Below are 19,425 nucleotides of genomic sequence, written 5' to 3'. Positions count from 1 at the left end.
TTATGAGCCGGCCGGCCCATAAGTTTTTATTTATTCCCGAAAGCTCGCCAGCCGCTCATTCAGCGCTTTCGTGTGCCGGTAGACATCTCTGTAAATTTGAAACAGAGCTTTGTATTGTCCGCTGTATTCACGGCGGGGCGAAAAGGTTTCTTTGATGAGAACGAATCGGTCTGCACAAGCTTCAAGCGACGGAAACCAGCCGCTCCCGACGGCCGCGATCATGGCTGCTCCGTATGCCGGCCCCTGTTCGCTTGTCAGTCTAATGATGTCGGCGTTGAAGATATCCGCCTGGATTTGCAGCCATTGATCGCTTTTGGCGCCTCCGCCGATTGAAATCACGCGGCTGATGTCCTTTCCCGCGGCACGGAATTGTTCAATGCTCTCGTGAAGGGAGAATGTGATGCCTTCAATGACGGCTCTGACGAAGTCCGCCCGTGTATGTGCGCTGTCCATACCGATGAAGCTGGCGCGAATATCTGCGTCGGCATGAGGGGTTCTCTCCCCTGACAAGTAAGGGGTAAACAGCAGCCCCCGGGCACCGGGACAGGAATGGTCAATATCGCTGATTAATTCGTCAAATGACGATTGGCCGGCAAATACATCTTTAAACCAGCTGAAGCTGCGTCCCGCAGAAAGCGTCACTCCCATTGAATAAAACGCATTGGGGGCGGCGTGGTTCAGAAAATGAATATTGCCATCAAACTCTTGATCTCGGTTTGATTCATATGTGAGAACAACCCCTGAGGTGCCTATGCTGCAAAGGGCGGTTCCTTCTCTTAAAATACCGGCGCCGACCGCCCCGCATGCATTATCAGCGCCGCCGGCAAACACCTTGACTTCAGGAGCCAGACCGGTTTCGGCCGCGAATTCCGGACTGACGCCGCCGACACAGGCGCCCGGCTCAATCAGATCCGGACATAAGGACTCCGGGATACCGAGCTTGCTGCAGATTTCCACGCTCCATGTCTGATGTTTCACATCGAGCAGAAGCGTTCCGGCCGCATCTGAATATTCGCTGTGAAGACGCCCCGTCATCGTGTACCTGACGTAGTCTTTCGGCAGCAAAAAAACGGCCGCCTTTTCAAACAGCTTTTTTTCATGTTCTTTCACCCATAAAAGCTTCGGAAGGGTAAAGCCTTCGAGCGCCGGGTTTTTCGCGATCTCGAGCAGGCGCTCCTTTCCGATTTTGTCGTTAATCAGACGGCATTGTTCGGTTGTCCGTGTATCGTTCCACAGGATCGCGTTTCGCAAAACCTCTCCTTTGCCGTTTAAAAGTACCAATCCATGCATCTGTCCGGAAAAGCTGATCCCTTTAATCTGAGATGCTTTTCCCGGGAAATGCATAACTAATTCCTTAATGGCTTCCTTCGTTTTCACCGCCCATTCTGCGGGATCCTGTTCAGAATAACCGGAATGGGGCTGAATGATGGAAAATGGTTTGGAGACCTCGCCGCACAGCTCTCCCCGCTGATTGACAAGGATGATTTTAACCGCGCTGGTGCCGAGGTCGACCCCGATCACGTATTCCACTAGCGTGTCTCCTTTTCTGCCGGCGCTTCGCGCAAAGCGTTCAATAAGTAACGGTTAACGGTCGCTTTCAGTCGTTCCTGGCGGCCTGACTGATTTTCAATTTGGTCGTGTTCAAGAGCGTATGCGGCGAGCTTTTTCAGATCGGTGCGGCCTTCTTTGATCTCAAGCCCGATGCCTTTCGTATAGCTTTCATAACGTTCTTCAATGACCTGGTCGAGCGCTTTGTCTTCAAGCAGACGGGAGGCGACTTTCAAGCCGACTGCATACGTATCCATTCCTGCGATATGAGCGTGAAATAAGTCTTCATCCGCAAAAGACGGACGCCTTACTTTAGCATCGAAGTTAATGCCGCCGGTTTTAAACCCGCCTGCTTTCAAAATTTCATACATCGCCAGTACCGCAGAATACAGATCGGTCGGGAACTCATCGGTATCCCAGCCCAGGAGCAAATCGCCCTGATTGGCGTCAATGGAACCCAGCACATCGTGCAAGGCAGCCACCCTTAGTTCATGCTCAAATGTATGCCCGGCCAAGGTCGCATGGTTCGCCTCAAGATTGAGTTTAAAATGGTCTTTTAAACCGTAAGTTTCTAAAAAGGCGATCGTTGTGGCCGCATCAAAATCGTATTGGTGCTTCGTCGGCTCTTTCGGCTTCGGCTCGATCAAAAATTGGCCGTCAAAACCGATTTCGCGCGCATACTCAACCGCCATTCTGTAAAATGAAGCCAAGTTTTCGAGTTCAAGCTTCATATCTGTATTCAGCAATGTTTCATAACCTTCTCTTCCGCCCCAGAACACATAATTTTCCGCTCCAAGCTCCTTGGCGATGTCCAGCCCTTTTTTCACTTTTGCGGCCGCATAGGCATAGACATCTGCATTGCAGGAAGTTGCGGCTCCGTGGACATACCTCGGATGGGTAAACATATTGGCTGTATTCCAAAGCAGCTGAACACGGCTAGTCTCCATCATTTCTTTAAGAAAAGACGACATTTGATCCAAATACGCAAAGGTCTCACGCAACGTTGCTCCTTCATCAACGATATCAACGTCATGAAAGCAGAAATAGGGCACGCCGAGCTTTTCAAAAAATTCAAAAGCCGCTTCCGCCCGGGCTTTTGCTTTATCCAAAGGATGTGTCATCCGGTTCCACGCCCGGAACATCGTCCCGTCGCCGAAAGGGTCTTTCCCGTCCGCATCAAAGGTATGCCAATACGCAACAGCGAAGCGAAGATGTTCCTTCATCGTTTTGCCGCCGACGTATTCATCAGGGTTGTAATATTTAAATGCGTAAGGATTTTCCGAATCGGCTCCTTCATACTCAATCATTCCAACATTTTTAAAAAACATTCCGATCTCCCCCTTCACTTTTCCTTGCAAAGCAAACGTTAAATAACAAGTTTGTTTAACCATTAAACTAACTTCCTTGTATTTATTTTACAAGATGAATCAATCGCTTTCAATGGAAATGAAGGAAAAAATTGAGTTTTCTAAATTTGTTATACTATAATAAATTCACAGCTTCAAAACAATGGAGTGATTGACATTGAATACAGCGGATCAAGCCCTTGTAAAAAAAATGAACAAAGCTCTGATTCTTGAGCAGATTATTGAGAACGCACCCATTTCAAGAGCAAAACTTTCGGAAATAACGGGATTAAATAAAGCGACCGTTTCCTCCCAAGTATCTTCCCTGCTTCAAAAGGACATCATTTATGAAACCGGCCCCGGCGAGTCAAGCGGCGGCAGGAGGCCCGTTATGCTGAAATTCAATCGAAAAGCCGGCTATGCGGTCGGTGTAGATATCGGAACCAATTATCTGATTGTTGTGTTAACCGATCTTGAAGGGCATTTGATTGAACAATTCGAACGGACGCTGGATGAAGAAGACATTCAGGCGACAGAAGAGGCATTAATCGAATTGACAGGGCTAGCCGTTGACAAAATACCGCCTTCCCCATACGGATTGACCGGAATCGGGGTGTGCGTACCCGGCTTGGTGGACAACGAACGGCAGGTGGTGTTTACGCCAAATAAGCCAATCCATTTGATTCCGTTAAAAGAAAAACTGGAAGAAAGGTTCGGCGTTCCCATTTTAATTGAAAACGAAGCAAATGCCGGTGCCGTTGGCGAGAAGAAATACGGAGAAGCCGGACAGCTGGAGCATGCCGTGTTTGTCAGCATTAATACCGGGATTGGTTTAGGGATTTTAATGAATGGAAAACTGTTTAGAGGTGTGCAAGGTTTTTCCGGAGAAGCCGGGCACATGTCCATTCACTTTGACGGCCCATTATGCCGGTGCGGGAATAGAGGCTGCTGGGAGCTTTACGCTTCGGAAAAAGCCGTCTTCTCTCACTATGGAGCGAATTCCGAAGTCCCGCTTTACGAAACCGTTAAAGAACTTGCAGACCGCAGTGATCCGGGTATGATGGAGACGTTTGAAAGATTCGGTTTTCATCTCGGCATCGGACTACTCAACATCTTGAAGACGTTGAATCCTGATACGATTATTTTGCGGAATACCATTGTGGAATCCTATCCGATCATCGTCGATGCGATTAAAAAAACGATTGCCTCAAGAAGTGCAGCAGAAGCCTTGTCTAATTATCATTTGAAAATCTCCTCGCTTGGCCGCACTGCCTCATCGCTTGGCATGTCCTCCCTTGTGATCGGGCATTTTCTGGAACGGTTTATGAATGAGAGATTTTAATTTTTATATCAAAAAAAAGCGCATATTCCATTTAGGAATGCGCGCTTTGTTTAGCAGCTTGCACTTTCTTGCTGAACGCCTCGGCGGCCGCCTTTGGATCGGCAGCCTTGCTGATGGCGCTGATGACACTGATGCCGTCAGCGCCGGCCTCGATGACGGGGACGCAGTTTTCGGCCGTGATCCCGCCGATTCCGACCACAGGTATGCCAATCCCCTGCCTGCGGAGCTCTTGAATGAGCGAGACGCCCTGCACGGCTTTTGTATCCCGCTTTGTTTCAGTCGGGTAAACGGGTCCTGCACCGATATAATCCGCTCCATCCTTTTCCGCCTTTACGACTTCTTCAAGGTTATGCGCGGAGACGCCGAGGATTTTGTCCCCGATTCTCGCTCTGACGTCGGCGGCCTTATCATCATCCTGTCCGATATGCACACCATCGGCGTCAAGCGCAAGCGCGAGTTCTACATCATCGTTGATGATAAACGGAACATTGAACTGTTTGCAAAGAGCCTGCACCTGTCGAGCAAACGCCTTTTGATCTCCTGCTTTTAACGCGCCCTCGCCTTTTTCGCGGAATTGAAAAAGTGTCGCACCGCCTTTAAAGGCTTGTTCAATGACAGTTAAAGGATCGCCTGCAGTATTGTTTGAACCCATAATAAAATAGACTGACAACAGATCTTTCATCATTTCTTTTGAGACTCGCGTCATCTTATTCCACCTCTCTGATCCTGCCGCGTTCTTTTATATCCATCAATTCAACAGCGGCAAGCTGATTCAAAAACTCGATTTGAAAGCTTCCGGGCCCCCGGCTTTCCGTTTTCTCCGCGGCCAACTCGGCCGCCGTTCCATAAAAAGCGGCTGCAGATACAGCGGCATGGCAAACGTCTTTTTCAACGGCGCAAAACGCACCGATGACAGAGGTAAACAGACAGCCTGTCCCCGTCACTTTCGTTAACAGTTGATGTCCGTTGCCCACGGTATACGTTTTTGTTCCATCAGTTATGACATCTTCAGCTCCGGTTATGATGACGGCTGTATCCCATAATTTCGCGGCTTTTTTGGCGAGCTCTGTTCTGTCGCCGCTCCCTTCACCTGCATCCACGCCTTTGATCAGCCAGTCCTCTCCAAGCGTGTTGGCAATTTCCGCGGCATTGCCTCTGACGGCGGAAACCTTCACTTCGCGCATAATTGCTTGAGCCGATTCTGTTCGAAACGGCGTCGCCCCAGCACCGACTGGGTCAAAAATAACCGGCACACCGTGTTCATTGGCGGACTTTCCTGCAATAATCATCGATTCAACAGATTCCCGGCTGAGCGTGCCGATGTTCAGCACAAGGGCTCCGGCGATCTTTGCCATGTCGGCGGCTTCTTCCCTCGCATACGCCATCACCGGCGATGCGCCGAGAGCCAGTAAACCGTTCGCCGTAAAGTTGGTGACGACATTGTTTGTCATATTGTGTACAAGCGGTTTTTGCTTTCTGACTTTCTCAATTCCTCTTGCGGCATCTTCCAGGTTCATTCGGCTGCATTCCTTTCTGTTTTTGAATTATCGCTCCATATATACGATTTTGTATGATCAATCCACGCCCTCGCCGCAAACGACAGGTAGCGGTCTTTTCTCCATATGACGGCGACATGCCAAGGAATGGCCGGCCTCACCAGCGGAATGATTCTCACTCTTTCCGGGTCAAGATCCCGGCAGATTCTTTCGGGCAAAAGCCCGATTCCAAGGTTAGCGGAAACCATTTCGCTGATAAAATCCCATTGCGAGGTTTCATAAATGACATTCGGCTGAAATCCCGCCTTCAAGCAAGCCGTAATGATCCGTTCGTGAAGAACAAAGTCTTCCCGGAAAAAGATAAACGGTTCTTCGCTTAACTGCCGAAGCTCGATCTCATCCGCATCGGCAAAACGATGAGACGGGTGGACGATCAGCATCAAGTCTTCTTTTACGATTGTAAAGGAGTGAAAAATCTCCTCTTTTGCAGGCAGGACGACAACGCCGATATCAAGCGATCCGTCTTCTACTCCTTCCTGCACTTTCACAGAGCCGTGCTCAACAAGCTGAAAGGTGACGTTCGGATATTTGTCTCTGAAATCCCCTATCACTTTCGGAAAAAAGCCGGAGCCGATCATCGGCGGCAAACCGATCCGCACGTGCCCTTTTTTGACGTCCATCAAGTCATTCAGCTCTGAAGTTAAATTTTGAAACGACTTGGTGATTTCCTGGGCCTGCACATACATGCTTTGCCCCGCATCAGTCAGCTCGATCTGACGCCCCCGCCGGTAAAACAGCTCGATCCCGAGCTCTTCTTCAAGATTTTTAATCATTTTGGAAATTGTCGGCTGGGATATGTATAATGACTGAGCGGCTTTTGTGAAGCTTTTCAGACGGGCTACCTCCAAGAAATAGGTTAAGTGGCGTATGTCCATTTGTTTGACACCCTTTCAGAGTTCCTGCTTGTATTCATATTCTAAACCAATTTCATTGTTTTCTGCACCCCCGCGGAGCATCCTTCTATATCAACATAAAAAAACGCCGCCGGCATACAGCCGGCAGCGCCTATCTTCGGGCAATCGCCTCATCCTGTTCCTTTAGCGTGTCCACATTGGAGCGGGTGTCCTCAATGTTTTTACGAACAGCCTCTTTATACTGTTCGACCATATTGCAAATTTCGGCTTCGCGTTCAAGCCACTTTTTCGTAAAATCAAGGTTGTTCCGCCCGAGCGCTCCGGCTGACGGGCTTTTTAAAGACACGGCTTGAAGCGTGCTGCTTACTTGTTCCAGCTGCTTCATAACCGCTGCATGGTTAAGTTTAATCGTTTTGCTCATTTCAACCATCCTTTTAAACCGTTGATTGTGCTGTGCAGAGCGTCGACGGCCTCCTCTCCTTTTTCCATCAGAAAGTCCGCCCGGTCGGCTGACCAGCTTGCAGCTTGAACAGCCCCTTTTTCAGAATCTAAAGCAAATATCTTTAAATCAATTTTATGAATATACCGATCATACTCATCGGTGAAAATTCTGTACATTGCCGTGTGCGCTTCATCACGTGCTTCGTCAAAATCGGCTGCCCTGCTTCCGGTCCACGACTCATCAAGGTTCGGCCGCAAAATCTGCCTGATTTCTTCGATTCCGAGGTTTTGTTCCCGCTCTACATCGCGCTTTGCCCGCTCCAGCCTTGCAATTTGTTCTTCCAGCTCTGCCGCCTTATGGGAGAGGACACCGTGTATTTTTTGCAGCGTGTCTGAGTAGTCCATTATTGTCACCTCTGAAATTGCAGTATGATTCGCATTGATTGTGGTTTCTCATAGATTCACATCTTTGACTAGACTTGCTCTCATTTCCAATATTTATAGTTTAAGTCGAAAATCACGGATGTTGAATAGGCTGTAAATACTGTTTTTAGGGATATATACACAGGCCGCCGTCTTCCTCACACCGCATTTCAAGGACATATAACCTGTCTTTTTGAATCATCTGTACACCGCTTTCATCGCGGGCAAGTCTAAAGGCACGGGAATACGGCAGTTTAATGGTCACAAAAAATCGCCAAATGATTCCGGACGACAATTTCTAATTTTAGTCAGGAAACTGTTTCTTTTGACCTGATTTGCGCTTTTAACTATAGACAAAATGAATATTATCTATTCTGTATATGTATTTTACCTATACTTAAAACTCATGTACACTCTTGTTTAGAAAGGGGGATAATGACATGAAAACATTCATTAAAGGATTAGGTCAGGTCGCTCTTTTGTTTTTATTCGCGCGTTTCATGAATCTGATTGCCGAGGTTCTTCATATAAACATTCCCGGCAGCATTCTCGGGATTATCGTCATTTTTGCGCTTCTTCATTTCAAAATCATTAAGCTGGAATGGATTGAAATCGGCGCCTTGTGGCTTCTCGCGGAGCTGCTTTTGTTCTTTGTCCCTTCAGCCGTCGGGATTATGAACTACGGAGATATTCTGGCTGAATTCGGCACAAGCATTATACTCGTTGTCCTCATCAGTACATTCGTCGTCATGGTGTCGACCGGAATGCTGACTCAATTGATTGCCAAAAGAAAGGAAAGGAAAAAAACATGCTCATCGGATGCTTAAGCCTGATCGCAACAGTGTTAATTTATTTGGGCGCAAAAGCGGTGTATTCACGCCATCCAAAGGTGTATGCGTCACCTTTATTGGTCACGCCGGTGATACTTGTCGGCCTGCTGCTTTTCATCAACGTGCCCTTTGAAGCATACAATGCGGGCGGTCGCTTGTTGACGGACATGCTCCAGCCGGCAACCGTGGCTTTTGCGATTCCGCTGTACAAATACTTTCCCGTCTTGAAAAAATACGCGGTTGAGATCATTATCAACGTGACTGCAGGCTGCTGTATCGCGATCCTGTCAACAGCGTTTATCGCAAAACTTTTCAAGCTGAATGAAGATCTGATTGAGAGCCTCGTTCCCAGATCGGTCACAACGCCAATTGCAATGAGCGTTTCTGAAATGATCGGCGGAATGCCCGCGGTGACCGCTGTTTTTGTTATATTAACCGCCCTGTCCGGATCAGTGATCGGACCGATGGTCATTCGCTACTTCCGGATTGATAATGAAATCGCAAGAGGCGTGCTGCTTGGCACAAGCGCCCACGGCGCAGGTACGTCAAAAGCATTTGAGCTCAGCTCCGTGTCCGGAACGATTTCAAGCGTATCGATGATCCTGGCTGCGATTATCACGCTTTGCGCAGCGCCGTTTCTCATTTCCCTTATTGCAGTGTCATAGCCGAAAAATAAAAAAACCAAATTGGGGAAGTTTTTTCCGCCAATTTGGTTTTTTTCATTTAGACATCGAGCAGCACATCAGCAATAATATAAAAGAAATACACCTGATAGCCTTGTCATGCGGCAGTTTGGGGAAAATTCAAACCGAAAAGTGTGAAATTTCCCCGATCCATCCGCCGCCATTCCCGAGAAAAATCCATCTCCTTTTTTTGGAAAATATCCGCAGAAATCCCGTGAAAGCCCCTGTGAGAAAAGCGGCCGTCAACAATACGTTGACAAAGACCATCAATATAGTCTCACCCTTTCAGCTGTTCAACCGCTGTCTCAAATTCCTTTTCAATCTCTGCCGGCGGCTTCTTTGTCATCAGGCTGACGGCGATGATCACGACTGTACAAACAATAAATCCGGGAATGATTTCATAAACCGGGTCAAAAGCTTTCACTTGCTCCCACACAATAACGGTCAGCGCACCGGACAGCATCCCTGAAAGGGCGCCCCACTTCGTCATTCGTTTCCAATACAGGCTCAGCAGAACGACAGGGCCAAATGCCGCCCCGAAGCCTGCCCATGCATAGCCGACAAGATTCAGTATCGTTTCATTCGGATGAAGCGCCATCATTAGTGCGATCAGTGAAATGGCGAGGACAGACAGCCTTCCGACAAGAACAAGTTCTTTGTCAGAAGCCCCTTTCCGGACAAACGCTTTATAAAAATCCTCTGTCAGCGCGCTTGAGGTTACAAGAAGCTGCGAAGAAATCGTGCTCATGACAGCTGCTAAAATGGCGGCCAGCAAAAACCCCGTAATCATCGAAGGGAACAAAAGGTCGGCCAGCTTAATGAATATCGTCTCGGCATTCTTTAACGAAAGATGATTCGCGCTGAAATAGGCGATGCCGACGAGCCCTGTCAGCATCGCTCCGCAAATCGAAAAGATCATCCAGCCCATGCCGATTCTTCTGGCACTCTTCAACTCTTTCACGCTGGAAATCGCCATAAACCTGACAATAATATGAGGCTGTCCAAAATAGCCGAGCCCCCATGCCAGTAAAGAAATAATCCCGATTGCGGTTGTTCCTTGAAACGGGCGGAGGAGGTCCGGGTTGACCGCGCTCACTTCCGAAAACGCCGGCGCAATTCCCCCCAATTGGACAAAAACAACGATCGGCATTAAGATGAGCGCGATAAACATGAGCGTCCCTTGAACAAAATCGGTCCAGCTGACAGCCAGAAAGCCCCCGAAGAGCGTATAAAGAATGACAACCCCGGCCGTCAGCCAGATGCCGATCCGATAATCAAGGTGGAATGCGGTTCTGAACAGCTCTCCGCCCGCCACCATTCCGGATGATGTATAAAAAGTGAAAAATACTAAAATAACAAAAGCCGACGTCACCCGTAACAGCCTTGAACCGTCTTTAAAACGGTTTTCGAAATAATCCGGTATGGTAATGCTGTTGCCGGCCGTTTCCGTATACGTTCTCAGCCTCGGCGCAACATACACCCAGTTCAAATAAGCGCCGATTGTCAGACCGACAACGATCCAGCCGCTGCTCAATCCGTTCAGAAACATCGCACCGGGCAGCCCCATTAATAGCCAGCCGCTCATATCGGAAGCACCTGCGCTTAACGCGGTGACAGCGGGGCCCAGATTCCTTCCGCCAAGCATGTAGTCGGTCAAATTTGAAGTTCTTCGATATGCAAAATATCCGATAAAAAGCATTCCTGCCATATAAATACCTATCGATATTAAAATTCCGTAATCCATAACTTCCCCCTGCCTGAGTTTTTCGCGTAATATCAATATACATGAATAATTGATCGACAGGTATTGTTTTTATCGCAAAATTTTTCCCCGTCCTACATTAACGGCGGCGGATCCGCAAAAAGACAACTTTTAAATAATCGCCTTCAGGATAGCTTTTCACCGTATTAAAATCTTCAGGAAGCGAATGCTCCTCAAGCACTGTAAAGCGCGTCCCTGTTTCTTTGCATGCCGCTTCGATAAAACCTTTGAATTTTTTCATCCCAAAAGCGCTGCTGTTCGTCGAAGCGACGATTACACCTTGATCTTTAGTGATCCGAATCGCGTCTTTCAACAGATTTTTATAATCCTTTGCCGCGCTGAATGTATGCTTTTTTGTTCTCGCAAATGAAGGTGGATCAAGGATGACGAGGTCAAAGGCGAGTTCTTTTTTGACCGCGTATTGAAAATATTTAAAAACGTCCATGACTTTAATATCATGAGCTTCATAATCCAGCCCGTTCACGCTGAATTGTTCGATCGTCCTGCTTAAACTGCGGTTTGCAACATCAACGCTCGTCGTTTTTTCAGCGCCTCCAAGCGCCGCCGCCACAGAAAATGCACCTGTATATGAGAAGGTGTTGAGCACGGTTTTTCCTTCCGCATACCGGTCCCTAACCGCCTTGCGGACATGGCGCTGATCGAGAAAAACGCCTGTCATCGCACCGTCATTGAGGTAAACGGCAAAATGTATGCCGTTCTCTTTCACAATGATCGGAAATTCCCCTCTCTCTCCTCTGACAAAGTCGTCATCTTCTACATACTGCCCGGCCGTATTAAACCGTTTTTTCTCATATACGGCTTTATAGTCTGTCAATTCATCGAGGGCTTCCATAATCGCTTCCTTAAACGTATAAATCCCTTTGCTGTACCATTGGAACAAATAGTAGCCGTCATAATAATCAATCGTAAAGCCGCCGATTCCGTCGCCTTCCCCGTTAAACAAACGAAAAGCGGTCGTATCCGGGTCTTGAAAAAGCGATTTTCTGGCCTGAAAGGCGTTCGCCAGCCTGCTTAAAAAGAATGATTGATCAATTGATTCCTCTTCGTTTCGGGTCAGAATCCAGCCGATCCCTTTGTTTTGCTCGCCATAGTAGCCCTTTCCCAAAAACGTGCCGTTTTCATCGGCAACCCTGATCAGCGAACCTTCTTTTATGCCGTTTTCTTGCGAAGAAACAGCTTCTTTTTCAATTAAGGGATAGCCCTTTTTCATTTTTGCAGCGAATGGATGTTTTATTTTTAATGTATGCATTTGATTTCAGTCCTTATTTTAAAGTCTTCTCTATCCTACCATAACGCCTGATCAATATTCTTATTCATCATGTAATCGAGATAATTGACAGATGATTCCGACCTTTCTAAAATGATGGAGAAACAAAAGGAGGAATGGCGTAATGGCGCGAATTGACCACGTAGGACTGATGGTGAAAGACATTGATGCTTCGATCACATTCTACCAGAATGTGATCGGAATGACGCTTAAAGGCAGAATGACCCATACAAACGGCATCATGAAGCTGGCTTTTTTAGGCTTTGAGAACAGAGACGAGACAGAGCTTGAATTGATCGAGGGATATAACGACAGTCTTCCTCAGGAAGGAAAAGTACATCATTTTGCCGTCTCAACCGATGATATCGAGGCTGAATTCGCCCGCGTAAAAAGCGCCGGCATCAAGCTGATGGAAGACGAGATCACCGTATTGCCAAACGGCTTCCGCTATTTTTTTCTTTTTGGGCCCGAAGGAGAAATAATTGAGTTTTTTCAAAGAACATAACCGGATGCGGCTTTTCGCCGTTTCCAGTCTTTAAGAAACGCGGAAAGCCGGCGGCTGGTTTTCGATAAACCTTTTGATGTTTTGATATGTCACCTCTTCGATGCGCCTGATGCTCTCATACGTAGCGCCACCAATATGCGCCGTGCATATGACATTGCCGAGACTAGTGATCCGGGCGGCCGGCGGTTCGGTTTCAAAGACGTCCAATGCTGCACCTCTGATCTGTTTTTGTTCAAGCGCTTGAATGAGCGCGCTTTCGTCTACCACTTCTCCGCGGGCAATGTTGACCAGGTACGCGGTTTTCTTCATTTTTGCCAGCTTTTCTTGATTGATCAAATGATAGGTGGCAGGTCTTAATGACGTGCTGATACACATAAAGTCAGATTTTGCCAGGAGATCGTCAAGCTCTGCAAACCGTACATTCAGCCGTTTGGCTGCATTGTAGTCTTTGTATGTGCCGTACGCCAAAACGTTCATATGAAACCCGGAAGCCCGTCTTGCAACCTTTTTGCCAATTTCCCCAAAACCGATAAGCCCCAGCGTTTTTCCATCGAGCTCATAGCCCATCTCGGATTGCCACAAACCGGCTTTGACTGCGGCGTTTGACTGCGGGATCGAACGGGCGCCAGACAGCAGAAGGCCGAATGCCAAATCGGCGACTGCCGAGGCGTTTTGGCCGGGTGCATTCGTGACGAGGATTCCTTTTTCGCTTGCATATTCTACATCAATATTGTCGATTCCCGCACCGAATTTCATGATATATCTTAGTTCCGGGGCAGCGTCGATCAGCTCCCGGTCCACTTTTTCAACGCCGGCGATATAAATATGAACATCCTTGATATGAGTCAGTAAATCCTGTCTCGTCAACCGATTTGAATCCAAAAATGCAAATTCGGCGCCGAGCCGTTCGACCCTTTCCTTCAACAGCGGCGCTGCGCGGTAAAACAGTCCGTTAAGTGTCAACAGCACTTTAACCAAAAGCGCTCCTCCATTCGTAAAAAATTTTTGCAGCCAAGAAAAATGCTTGTTTCCGAAAGGAAACAAGCGAATATGGGGATACGTCAGGGTTTGTTGTCATTATATCGATTCATCCTGCGATTTAAAATGAGATTGGCATGTTAGCTGACATGGTTTTTAGACAATTTGGCCGGCTGGTTAAAGGCTGTGGACTGCAAATACTTAAAATATTGACGGGCGTACGGGTGTGAGGTGTTTGAATTCCAAGGCTTGTTTCCGCCGCAGAAATGAACGATTGCCGGGTTTGCCCTTGTTTCCATATAGCGCTTTTGATCGATGAGGGAAGCCGGTGTTTTTTCTTTTAAAATAATGTGTGTTTGGGCGTTCCATCTCGGATGAAGTTCGAGCCACTGATCATAAAGAATCGCATTCAGCGCGTCTTGGTCATGAAACACAAACATGTCTTCATCGTTGTTATTGATGAAGTCGATGACTTTTTTCGAAATGTTGTTTTTTCTCCAGGCTTCCATATCGATGATCATGATACCTGAGTTAAAATATTTTGCTTCGTCGCTGATGTTCATCTTTTTCAGCCGTTCATGCTGGCCTGCATCTTCTACTGCCGCTGCGAAATAAGGTGAAATGTCCTTGTCCCACAACTTCGATATATCCTCTAACACTAAGGCGTCGCAATCGACATAGATCATTCGTTTGACGGAATCGTCATCAATCAGATCGGGGATGGAAATCCGATAGTATGCCGCTTTTGTAATATGGCTGCTTTCGACCGCACGGTCATACTGGCTTTTTTCTACATTCAGAAATGTAATGGGGGCTCCGAATTGAAGGGTCGTCTCTTCCAGACGCTTTTTATTTTCCGGTTCAATCCCTCCGTCGATGACATACAGTTTCACATCGCGCGTCTGATCCATATTCGTCAGCAATGATGCGAACATCACGCTTAAATGCTGTGCGTAGTTATTGTCTGTACATGAAATAATATGCATGGTTCGGTCGCTTTTCATATGTCTTCCATCTCCTTTTCTTTTTTTGTTCTATTCCCTTTTTTTAAAAAATAAACACCGTCGATAGGCTGAAAAAAAAGGATCATGCAAGATCCTCTGATTGTATGGCGTCTATTTCACTATCTTTTGGCAAAAAGCTTCTTTGAATAAAAGTAAGGGTAGCCAATAATGATGATTGGAGCTGCTAATGTAAGGAGCATCCATGAGCCTGAGTGAATGTCTCTAATGACTCCAATAAATATACAAGTACCGATGAGAAAATATAATAAAGCACCTAAAAACCAATACATATTCATTCCCCTTTTTCTTTACACATGTTCTTGGATTGACTATTTTTGTTTCTATGTTTGTCTGTTTTTTCGTTCGTATTGCTTAATCGATCAGGGCACTGATTTTTTGACACTTTCTCAGTTCTGATTCCTTTTCTTTTTAATGATAAAATTGTGAGATCAATCGATTTCAATGTTGATCATTCCTTTAATAAATAGTGAGTTCCTCATGATTTTAAATGTAAATTTGAAAAGATAAAACGTACATAAAGGCAGAACGCTTATGTACGTTTGGGCAATGATCATATGTTTGGGAACATCTAATGGTTCACTGCACCTCGGTATTGTTGTGTTCTTTCTCTTCCTATAAAATGATTGGATAAATGTATGTTCACTTTCAATAAATTTCATGAATCTCTGTTCGGTTAAACTGTTAAAGGAAGTGGATGAGGTTTGAATCCTTTTAAAGAAAAGCATTACTCACATGATAGACGGGCATTAAATATGCTTGCGCTCAGAGTGCCGGGCCTGGCTTTTATTCTCATGATCTATGTAGCCTCTGTCGTGCTGCAATTTATTATTGGGAGCTGGTCCATTTTATTGCTTAACGTGTTTACAGTATTGACCGCCATTTTTGCTTTGCTGCATTGGCATTCATATCGCTGGGTTAAGAAAAGGGTCATTCTATATTTTGTGCTGCAAGGTTTGATCACTTTTACACTGGCTAATATCATGACTGGCTTCTTAGTGCTGGTCATCATCGGCCTTTATGCATTTTTGATTGGACAGATTGCAGGAATAGCAGACAGAAGAAGGACTTTCCTCATACTGTATTTACTGCTTCTGCTGTCAATCAATGCAACACATCAGATTCACAAAGGTGATTATTTGCATTTTCTTGTCATTGCCGTACCTATTATGATCGTGATTATTACTTATGCCGCTACATTATTTGCCCAAGTCGATGAAAAGATAAAAGCTCAGCTGACTCTTGAACGGCTGGAGCTGGCTCATCAGCAGGTCGAACAGCTGACGCTGCAAAACGAAAGGCAGCGTATGGCCCGGGACTTACACGATACGCTTGCTCAAGGGCTGGTCAGTTTAAATATGCAGCTCGATGCTATTCATGTTCATCTCGCCAAAGGCAACACAGAGAGAGCAATAGAAATCATTCAACAATCAATGAAAAGAGTGAGAGGTACATTGGCCGACGCGCGTTCAGCGATTGACGATCTGCGCAGCAAATCAGAGGAAATCGGTTTTCTAAAAGAAAGAATTACCTCACTAATGGATCATTTTCAAGAGTCGACAGGCATGGGTGGTTTTTTAGACTACCGATTACATCAGATATTAGACGTTCGTACAGCTGAAAACTGTTATTACATCATTGGAGAATGCATAACGAATGCAGCAAAGCACGCTGAAGCAGAAACGATATCGGTATCCATTTGGGATGATGATAAGGGGAGGCTCCATTTAACTGTCAAGGACAATGGCAAAGGATTTGATGTTGAAAAGAGCAAGAAAAAGAGAGGACATTACGGGCTTCTCGGCATAGAAGAACGCGTCAGAGCCATGAAAGGCCAATTTAATATAAAGAGTACAAAATCAAAAGGAACACAAATTGAGATCACAGTACCAATTCAGGGAGAGATGCAAGATGAATAAGGTTTTAATCGTTGATGACCATCTTGTCGTGAGGGAAGGTCTGAAGCTTTTAATTGAAACGAATGATCATTACACCATCATAGGAGAGGCCGAAAATGGCAAAGCGGCAGTCCGTCTTGCAGATGAATTAAAACCGGATATCATTCTCATGGATTTGTATATGCCGGAGATGAGCGGGTTAGAAGCCATTAAACAAATAAAAGAAAAACATGACATCCCTATCATTATTTTGACTACTTATAATGAAGATCACTTAATGATCGAAGGAATTGAATTAGGGGCGAAAGGATATCTATTGAAGGATACGAGTTCAGAAACCCTTTTTCATACAATGGATGCAGCAATAAGAGGAAACGTGCTGTTGCAGCCTGAAATCTTAAAACGTCTGCAAGAAATCCAATTGGAGCGGATGAAAAAACAGAGCAGTGATACGCAGCTGACAGAAAAGGAAGTCATTGTTCTAAAAGCAATTGCTAAAGGTCTTAAAAGCAAAGCGATCGCCTTTGATTTGGGCGTCTCTGAGAGAACAGTAAAGTCCAGGTTAACGTCCATTTACAATAAATTAGGCGCGAATTCAAGAACTGAAGCCGTAACGATTGCCATGCAAAGAGGCATTCTGACATTAGACAAATAACATCAAATTTGAAATTTGCCCAAACGTACATACCCGAATGTACGTTTTTTTTATTTCATTGTCCACTACAATGAGGAGGAATATGATCAAGCAATGTGTTGAAAGGAGATTATCATGTCAAAAATGTTATATAAATTAGGAGGATGGGTTGCTCGCCATCGCATAAAAGTTATATGCGCGTGGATCGTTGTGTTAGTTGCTTCGATAGGGCTTGCCATTACGTTAAAACCAAGTTTTTCTGAGGATATGTCCATACCTGACACACCTTCGGAAAAAGCGATGGATGTCATTCAAAAAGAATTTCCTCACGGCCCTGATAAAGGGAGCATACGGGTGATTTTCGGTGCTGAAGATGGAGAGAAACTTACTGCAGAGTCAGCCAAAAAAGCAATAGAAAATACGTTAAAGGAAATCGATAAAGATGGTTCTGTTGACTCGATTGCAAGTCCTTTTGTGACAGGAACAATCGCGAAAGACGGCACAGTTGCCTATGCTGATATCAAGTATAAATCATCAGCAGATGATATAAAGGATTACTCTATCAAACACTTAAAAGACAGTTTGAAAATGGCTGATTATGAGGGACTGCAAGCTGAGCTGAGCGGTGATGTACCGGGAGCCGAGATGGAGATAGGCGGTATCTCTGAAATTGTCGGCATTGTCTTGGCCTTTGTCGTTTTGGCCATTACATTCGGCTCTTTATTAATAGCAGGCTTACCGATTTTAACTGCACTGATTGGATTAGGTGTTAGTATTGGACTTGTTTTGATTGGAACACAAGTTTTCGATATTGCTTCCGTCAGTCTTTCATTAGCCGGAATGATTGGCCTTGCTGTTGGGATTGATTATGCTTTATTTATTTTTACGAAGCACCGCCAGTTTCTAGGCGAAGGCATACAAAAGAATGAATCAATTGCCAGAGCTACCGGAACAGCTGGGAGTGCAGTCGTTTTTGCCGGACTTACTGTTATTGTCGCACTTTGCGGATTGACGGTTGTTAACATTCCTTTTATGTCTGCAATGGGGCTGACAGCAGGGCTTAGTGTATTGTTAGCTGTTCTCGCCTCAATCACGCTTGTTCCTGCCGTCTTATCGATAGCGGGGAAACGGATGGTTCCGAAATCAAACAAGAAAAAAGATAAACAAAGCGCTGAAACAAATGTCTGGGGACGCTTTGTCACAAAAAACCCTATCATGCTAAGTGTATGCAGCATTCTCATTTTGCTCGTCATTAGTATTCCATCTATGCATTTGGAACTGGGCTTGCCTGATGCAGGGATGAAAGCGAAGGATAATCCGGAACGCCGGGCATATGACTTGCTTGCCGACGGTTTTGGAGAAGGATTTAATGGTCAATTAACAATCGTAGCGGATGCTACAAGTGTGACAGAAAATAAGGCGGAAGCCTTCACAGATGCAGTGAAAGAAATAAAGGAACTAGACCATGTAGCGAGTGTCACTCCTGCAATGCCTAATAAAGAAGGGAACTTTGCTATCATTACGGTCGTTCCTGAAACAGGTCCAAATGATGTGGCAACGAAGGATTTGGTAAAGGAAGTACGCAGCTTATCAGATAAAAACGGGGTAGATTTGCTCGTTACTGGATCGACTGCCGTGAATATTGACATTTCAGATCGCCTGAATGATGCGATACCGGTGTTTGCTGTGCTCATTGTAGGTTTTGCGTTTGTATTGCTGACAATCGTATTCCGTTCGCTGCTTGTGCCTCTTGTTGCTGTTGCTGGTTTCGTATTGACAATGACTGCCACTCTTGGGATCTGTGTATTTGTTTTACAAGACGGGAATCTCGTCGACTTTTTCAAAATACCAGAAAAAGGGCCGATACTCGCGTTCTTGCCGATTTTATCTATTGGAATTCTGTTTGGATTAGCCATGGATTATCAAGTATTCCTTGTCAGCAGAATGCGTGAAGAATATGTGAAAACAAAGAATCCAGTACAAGCGATTCAAGCCGGATTAAAACACAGCGGTCCTGTTGTCACCGCAGCCGGCCTGATCATGATCTTCGTTTTTGCAGGATTTATCTTTGCTGGAGAAGCTTCTATTAAAGCCAACGGGTTGGCTCTTTCCTTTGGTGTGCTCTTTGATGCCTTTATTGTACGAATGACACTGATTCCAAGTGTCATGAAACTGATGGGGAATGCAGCCTGGTACTTGCCAAAATGGCTGGACAAGATTATTCCGAATGTGGACATAGAAGGGCATCAACTCACGAAGGAAATACAGCCAGAAATAGATTATGAACAAAAGAAACAAATCAGTATGTAATAGAA

The 19,425-nt window shown here is 45.7% G+C and carries 20 protein-coding genes; 7 read left to right on the top strand and 13 right to left on the bottom strand.

Going from position 1 to position 19,425, the window contains the following annotated elements:
* Positions 1-30: 30 nt before the first annotated feature.
* Entirely contained in the window at positions 31-1,530 is a 1,500-nt protein-coding gene (gene xylB, locus M1E06_RS01505) for a xylulokinase (RefSeq protein WP_020453368.1), read from the bottom strand.
* A complete protein-coding gene (xylA, locus tag M1E06_RS01500; protein ID WP_041817477.1) occupies positions 1,530-2,876 on the bottom strand; it encodes a xylose isomerase in 1,347 nt (448 codons plus the stop codon). The genes xylB and xylA overlap by 1 nt, the downstream gene beginning before the upstream one ends.
* A gap of 196 nt (positions 2,877-3,072) precedes the next feature.
* On the opposite strand from xylA, the gene M1E06_RS01495 reads away from it, so the two are divergent.
* Positions 3,073-4,236, top strand: coding sequence for an ROK family transcriptional regulator (locus M1E06_RS01495; protein WP_020453370.1), 1,164 nt, complete (start codon positions 3,073-3,075; stop codon positions 4,234-4,236).
* A gap of 31 nt (positions 4,237-4,267) precedes the next feature.
* On the opposite strand, the gene thiE is transcribed toward M1E06_RS01495, so the two are convergent.
* From thiE to M1E06_RS01470, 5 genes are all read right to left on the bottom strand, one after another.
* A complete protein-coding gene (gene thiE / locus M1E06_RS01490) occupies positions 4,268-4,942 on the bottom strand; it encodes a thiamine phosphate synthase (protein WP_020453371.1) in 675 nt (224 codons plus the stop codon).
* Position 4,943: 1 nt separating this feature from the next.
* On the bottom strand, positions 4,944-5,753 hold the full coding sequence (gene thiM, locus M1E06_RS01485; RefSeq protein WP_020453372.1) for a hydroxyethylthiazole kinase: 810 nt from the start codon (positions 5,751-5,753) through the stop codon (positions 4,944-4,946).
* Entirely contained in the window at positions 5,750-6,667 is a 918-nt protein-coding gene (gene cidR, locus M1E06_RS01480) for a cidABC operon transcriptional activator CidR (RefSeq protein WP_020453373.1), read from the bottom strand. Before cidR ends, thiM begins: the two co-directional genes overlap by 4 nt.
* Positions 6,668-6,797: 130 nt before the next feature.
* The gene (locus tag M1E06_RS01475) at positions 6,798-7,067 is read right to left on the bottom strand and encodes a YwqI/YxiC family protein (RefSeq protein ID WP_020453374.1); all 270 of its coding nucleotides are present in this window, start codon (positions 7,065-7,067) and stop codon (positions 6,798-6,800) included.
* Positions 7,064-7,492 carry a YwqH-like family protein gene (locus tag M1E06_RS01470; protein ID WP_020453375.1) on the bottom strand — a complete coding sequence of 143 codons (429 nt, stop codon included), beginning with the start codon at positions 7,490-7,492 and terminating at the stop codon, positions 7,064-7,066. Before M1E06_RS01470 ends, M1E06_RS01475 begins: the two co-directional genes overlap by 4 nt.
* Positions 7,493-7,950: 458 nt before the next feature.
* Here M1E06_RS01470 and M1E06_RS01465 point away from each other — a divergent pair, with 458 nt between their 5' ends.
* Positions 7,951-8,337, top strand: a complete 387-nt coding sequence (locus M1E06_RS01465; RefSeq protein ID WP_020453376.1) for a CidA/LrgA family holin-like protein — start codon at positions 7,951-7,953, stop codon at positions 8,335-8,337.
* A complete protein-coding gene (locus M1E06_RS01460) occupies positions 8,319-9,005 on the top strand; it encodes a CidB/LrgB family autolysis modulator (protein ID WP_020453377.1) in 687 nt (228 codons plus the stop codon). Before M1E06_RS01465 ends, M1E06_RS01460 begins: the two co-directional genes overlap by 19 nt.
* A 295-nt stretch (positions 9,006-9,300) precedes the next feature.
* Here the strand turns inward: M1E06_RS01460 and putP are convergent, their stop codons facing one another.
* Together putP and M1E06_RS01450 are read right to left on the bottom strand one after the other, a co-directional pair.
* The gene (gene putP / locus M1E06_RS01455; protein WP_020453378.1) at positions 9,301-10,767 is read right to left on the bottom strand and encodes a sodium/proline symporter PutP; all 1,467 of its coding nucleotides are present in this window, start codon (positions 10,765-10,767) and stop codon (positions 9,301-9,303) included.
* 97 nt (positions 10,768-10,864) lie between these two features.
* Positions 10,865-12,055: a class I SAM-dependent rRNA methyltransferase gene (locus M1E06_RS01450; RefSeq protein ID WP_216904194.1), complete on the bottom strand. Its 1,191-nt coding sequence runs from the start codon at positions 12,053-12,055 to the stop codon at positions 10,865-10,867.
* Positions 12,056-12,197: 142 nt separating this feature from the next.
* Between M1E06_RS01450 and M1E06_RS01445 the strand changes: the two genes are divergently transcribed.
* Positions 12,198-12,578 carry a VOC family protein gene (locus tag M1E06_RS01445; protein ID WP_035337948.1) on the top strand — a complete coding sequence of 127 codons (381 nt, stop codon included), beginning with the start codon at positions 12,198-12,200 and terminating at the stop codon, positions 12,576-12,578.
* A 30-nt stretch (positions 12,579-12,608) separates the two neighbouring features.
* Here M1E06_RS01445 and M1E06_RS01440 read toward each other — a convergent pair whose 3' ends face one another.
* The 4 genes from M1E06_RS01440 to M1E06_RS01425 form a co-directional block, all read right to left on the bottom strand.
* On the bottom strand, positions 12,609-13,547 hold the full coding sequence (locus M1E06_RS01440; RefSeq protein WP_229129363.1) for a phosphoglycerate dehydrogenase: 939 nt from the start codon (positions 13,545-13,547) through the stop codon (positions 12,609-12,611).
* A 149-nt stretch (positions 13,548-13,696) separates the two neighbouring features.
* Entirely contained in the window at positions 13,697-14,560 is an 864-nt protein-coding gene (locus tag M1E06_RS01435) for a glycosyltransferase family 8 protein (RefSeq protein WP_026580289.1), read from the bottom strand.
* 119 nt (positions 14,561-14,679) lie between these two features.
* Complete coding sequence (locus M1E06_RS01430) at positions 14,680-14,856, bottom strand: hypothetical protein (RefSeq protein WP_095291354.1); 177 nt, start codon at positions 14,854-14,856, stop codon at positions 14,680-14,682.
* Positions 14,853-15,023, bottom strand: a complete 171-nt coding sequence (locus M1E06_RS01425; protein ID WP_023856975.1) for a hypothetical protein — start codon at positions 15,021-15,023, stop codon at positions 14,853-14,855. The genes M1E06_RS01430 and M1E06_RS01425 overlap by 4 nt, the downstream gene beginning before the upstream one ends.
* Before the next feature lie 310 nt (positions 15,024-15,333).
* Between M1E06_RS01425 and M1E06_RS01420 the strand changes: the two genes are divergently transcribed.
* The 3 genes from M1E06_RS01420 to M1E06_RS01410 all read left to right on the top strand — a co-directional run bounded on the left by M1E06_RS01420 (position 15,334) and on the right by M1E06_RS01410 (position 19,420).
* Positions 15,334-16,497, top strand: a complete 1,164-nt coding sequence (locus tag M1E06_RS01420) for a sensor histidine kinase (protein WP_101561546.1) — start codon at positions 15,334-15,336, stop codon at positions 16,495-16,497.
* Positions 16,490-17,131, top strand: a complete 642-nt coding sequence (ydfI, locus tag M1E06_RS01415) for a two-component system response regulator YdfI (protein WP_035337953.1) — start codon at positions 16,490-16,492, stop codon at positions 17,129-17,131. The genes M1E06_RS01420 and ydfI overlap by 8 nt, the downstream gene beginning before the upstream one ends.
* Before the next feature lie 114 nt (positions 17,132-17,245).
* Positions 17,246-19,420, top strand: a complete 2,175-nt coding sequence (locus M1E06_RS01410; RefSeq protein WP_103749431.1) for an MMPL family transporter — start codon at positions 17,246-17,248, stop codon at positions 19,418-19,420.
* Positions 19,421-19,425: the final 5 nt, after the last annotated feature.

Source organism: Bacillus sp. AK124 (assembly GCF_053903085.1).
This window is presented reverse-complemented; position numbering and strand designations above follow the sequence as displayed.

Excerpts from the sequence above, each read along its gene's own strand:
- xylA (WP_041817477.1), bottom strand. The coding sequence starts at position 2,876 with ATGTTTTTTAAAAATGTTGGAATGATTGAGTATGAAGGAGCCGATTCG.
- thiE (WP_020453371.1), bottom strand. The coding sequence starts at position 4,942 with ATGACGCGAGTCTCAAAAGAAATGATGAAAGATCTGTTGTCAGTCTAT.
- thiM (WP_020453372.1), bottom strand. The coding sequence starts at position 5,753 with ATGAACCTGGAAGATGCCGCAAGAGGAATTGAGAAAGTCAGAAAGCAA.
- cidR (WP_020453373.1), bottom strand. The coding sequence starts at position 6,667 with ATGGACATACGCCACTTAACCTATTTCTTGGAGGTAGCCCGTCTGAAA.
- M1E06_RS01475 (WP_020453374.1), bottom strand. The coding sequence starts at position 7,067 with ATGAGCAAAACGATTAAACTTAACCATGCAGCGGTTATGAAGCAGCTG.
- M1E06_RS01470 (WP_020453375.1), bottom strand. The coding sequence starts at position 7,492 with ATGGACTACTCAGACACGCTGCAAAAAATACACGGTGTCCTCTCCCAT.
- M1E06_RS01465 (WP_020453376.1), top strand. The coding sequence starts at position 7,951 with ATGAAAACATTCATTAAAGGATTAGGTCAGGTCGCTCTTTTGTTTTTA.
- M1E06_RS01460 (WP_020453377.1), top strand. The coding sequence starts at position 8,319 with ATGCTCATCGGATGCTTAAGCCTGATCGCAACAGTGTTAATTTATTTG.
- putP (WP_020453378.1), bottom strand. The coding sequence starts at position 10,767 with ATGGATTACGGAATTTTAATATCGATAGGTATTTATATGGCAGGAATG.
- M1E06_RS01450 (WP_216904194.1), bottom strand. The coding sequence starts at position 12,055 with ATGCATACATTAAAAATAAAACATCCATTCGCTGCAAAAATGAAAAAG.
- M1E06_RS01445 (WP_035337948.1), top strand. The coding sequence starts at position 12,198 with ATGGCGCGAATTGACCACGTAGGACTGATGGTGAAAGACATTGATGCT.
- M1E06_RS01435 (WP_026580289.1), bottom strand. The coding sequence starts at position 14,560 with ATGAAAAGCGACCGAACCATGCATATTATTTCATGTACAGACAATAAC.
- M1E06_RS01430 (WP_095291354.1), bottom strand. The coding sequence starts at position 14,856 with ATGAATATGTATTGGTTTTTAGGTGCTTTATTATATTTTCTCATCGGT.
- M1E06_RS01420 (WP_101561546.1), top strand. The coding sequence starts at position 15,334 with ATGCTTGCGCTCAGAGTGCCGGGCCTGGCTTTTATTCTCATGATCTAT.
- ydfI (WP_035337953.1), top strand. The coding sequence starts at position 16,490 with ATGAATAAGGTTTTAATCGTTGATGACCATCTTGTCGTGAGGGAAGGT.
- M1E06_RS01410 (WP_103749431.1), top strand. The coding sequence starts at position 17,246 with ATGTCAAAAATGTTATATAAATTAGGAGGATGGGTTGCTCGCCATCGC.